General features: G+C 62.1%; 2 protein-coding genes. One reads left to right on the top strand and one right to left on the bottom strand.

What is annotated here, in order from left to right; all coding sequences use genetic code 11:
* Nucleotides 1-158: 158 nt before the first annotated feature.
* Entirely contained in the window at nt 159-1,145 is a 987-nt protein-coding gene (locus tag J7573_RS25585) for a LysR family transcriptional regulator (protein ID WP_294341369.1), read from the bottom strand.
* Nucleotides 1,146-1,506: 361 nt separating this feature from the next.
* On the opposite strand from J7573_RS25585, the gene J7573_RS25580 reads away from it, so the two are divergent.
* The coding region (locus tag J7573_RS25580) for an ATP-binding cassette domain-containing protein (RefSeq protein WP_294341366.1) at nt 1,507-2,177 on the top strand (671 nt) is incomplete at its 3' end.

Below are 2,177 nucleotides of genomic sequence, written 5' to 3'. Positions count from 1 at the left end.
GAGCGGCCTTGCCGGGGCGCCGGACCGGTCGGAAAGGGCCGCAACGCGGCCCCGGCAATTTGTGCTTCCACGCTGAAAGCCTGGGGCTGCTTCGCACCCCTTTCCGACCGGTCCGGCGCCCCGGCAAGGCCGCTCCTACAACAACACGCGTTAACCGATCAGCTGCGGCTTTCCCGCAGTTGCTCCAGCAGCGGCTGAAACTCCTGCAACAACCACTCGCGCAAGCGCCGGCAACTGGAGTCGTGCTCCTTTTCCTCGTTGAAGGCCAGGAAATGGAAGGTGTCCTTGAGCACCAGCTCCTGCTCCACCGGCCGCACCAGCAGGCCCTGGGCCACCAGCGGCGCGATCAGGTGATGCCAACCCAGCGCCACGCCCTGATTGTTCAGCGCCAGTTGCACCAGCAGGTTGTAGTCGTTGGCATTGAAAAAGTGCGGCGCGGTGCTGGCACGGCTCTTCAGGTCGACATCATGCAACGCCAGCCAGACATTCCAGTCGACATGCTCCGCCACCTGCGAGCGGCCATAGGGGGTGAGGTTGAGCAGTGTGCCGTCGCGCAAACCCTCCAGCGTGTGCAGCTCGGGGTGCGTGGCCAGGTACTGTGGCGTGCACACCGGGTAGATCACGTCATGGTTGAGCGGGTGCGAGCTGTAGCCCGCCTGCACCTTGCCCAGCTTGGTGATGTAGATGTCCGGGCGCACCCCGGGCTCCATCGACAGGAAGTTCTGCGTGGTCACCAGGTTGATGTCGATGTCCGGGTGTTCGTCGAGGAACTTGGGCATGCGCGGCCCCATCCACAACGCGGCAAACGCTGGCGAGCAGCACAAGGTGACCACATGCCGGGTGTTGGTGTTGCTGCGGATGCGCTCGGCGGCCTGGGAGATGTTGACGAACGACAACTGCACCGCATCGAAGAAGATCGAACCGGCCACGGTCAGCTCCACCGCCCGGCCCACCCGGGTGAACAGCTCTGCGCCCAGATACGTTTCCAGCTCGCGGATCTGCCGGCTGACGGCGGCCTGGGTCACGCACAGGGCTTCGGCGGCGCGGGTGAAGTTCTGGTACTTGGCGGCGGCGACGAAGACTTTGACGGCGCGCAGCGACGGCATCTTGATCAGCGTCTGATCGGGTTCGGAGTGTCTGACCATGGTGGTGGGGCGAGGTCCTTCGTCGAGCCAGGTGGGTCACTCTAGCCTGTCAACGGCCTGGCGGTAAATGCGCAGGCGCTCTGGCACCGTGTGCCCAGGCCGATTGATAACTTCAGGTAATGGTTAGCGCCATGCAAATGTCGTTGGACCCGGTCTGGATCAAGGCCTAACGTAAAACCCACACGGCGCGGCATTCGCGACAGCGATGTCGAACAATTTTGAAGCAGGACATTCTGCGTGCCGGTTTTGACTCACGTTCGAATTTGAACGGACTGCCAAGCGTACTCGCACTGATCTCTACCCGCCTTATTGAAAGTGCGACGTTCAAAGATTGGTTAATAAGCATAATAAAGAGGGTCGTATGAGCCATGCCGATGAGATTCTTTCGGTAAAAAACATCTTCAAGGTTTTCGGGCCCAACCCCGACATGGCCATGGAGATGCTCCGCAAGGGTGCCGACAAGAACGAAATCTTCAGCAAGACCGGCCACGTCGTCGGCGTGTTCGATGCAAGCTTTTCCGTCAAGCGTGGCGAGATCTTCGTCATCATGGGCCTGTCCGGTTCGGGCAAGTCGACCATGGTGCGGTTGTTCAACCGCTTGATCGAACCCACCTCCGGCAGCATCCACCTCAACGGCAAGGAAATCACCGGGCTCTCCGACAAAGCCCTGCTCGACGTGCGCCGCAAGGAAATGGGCATGGTGTTCCAGTCCTTTGCCCTGATGCCGCACATGAGCGTGCTGGAAAACACCGCGTTCGGCCTGGAGATTGCCGGCGTTGCTGAAGCCGAGCGCCACAGCCGCGCCCGTGAAGCGCTGAGCCAGGTCGGCCTGGCGGGGCATGAGCACAGCTACCCGCACCAGCTCTCCGGCGGCATGCAGCAGCGCGTGGGCCTGGCCCGGGCACTGGCCAATGACCCGACGATCCTGCTGATGGACGAGGCGTTTTCCGCCCTCGACCCGCTGATCCGCAGCGAGATGCAGGGCGAGCTGATGCGCCTGCAGGCCGAGCAGCAGCGCACCATCATCTTCAT

The organism is Pseudomonas sp., from assembly GCF_017744435.1.
GTDB lineage: Bacteria > Pseudomonadota > Gammaproteobacteria > Pseudomonadales > Pseudomonadaceae > Aquipseudomonas.
Note: the sequence above shows the minus strand (reverse complement) of the source record. Positions and strands in the feature narration are given on the sequence as shown.

What these genes read in the sequence shown, in the direction of transcription:
- J7573_RS25585 (WP_294341369.1), bottom strand. Translation starts at nt 1,145, where the DNA reads ATGGTCAGACACTCCGAACCCGATCAGACGCTGATCAAGATGCCGTCG.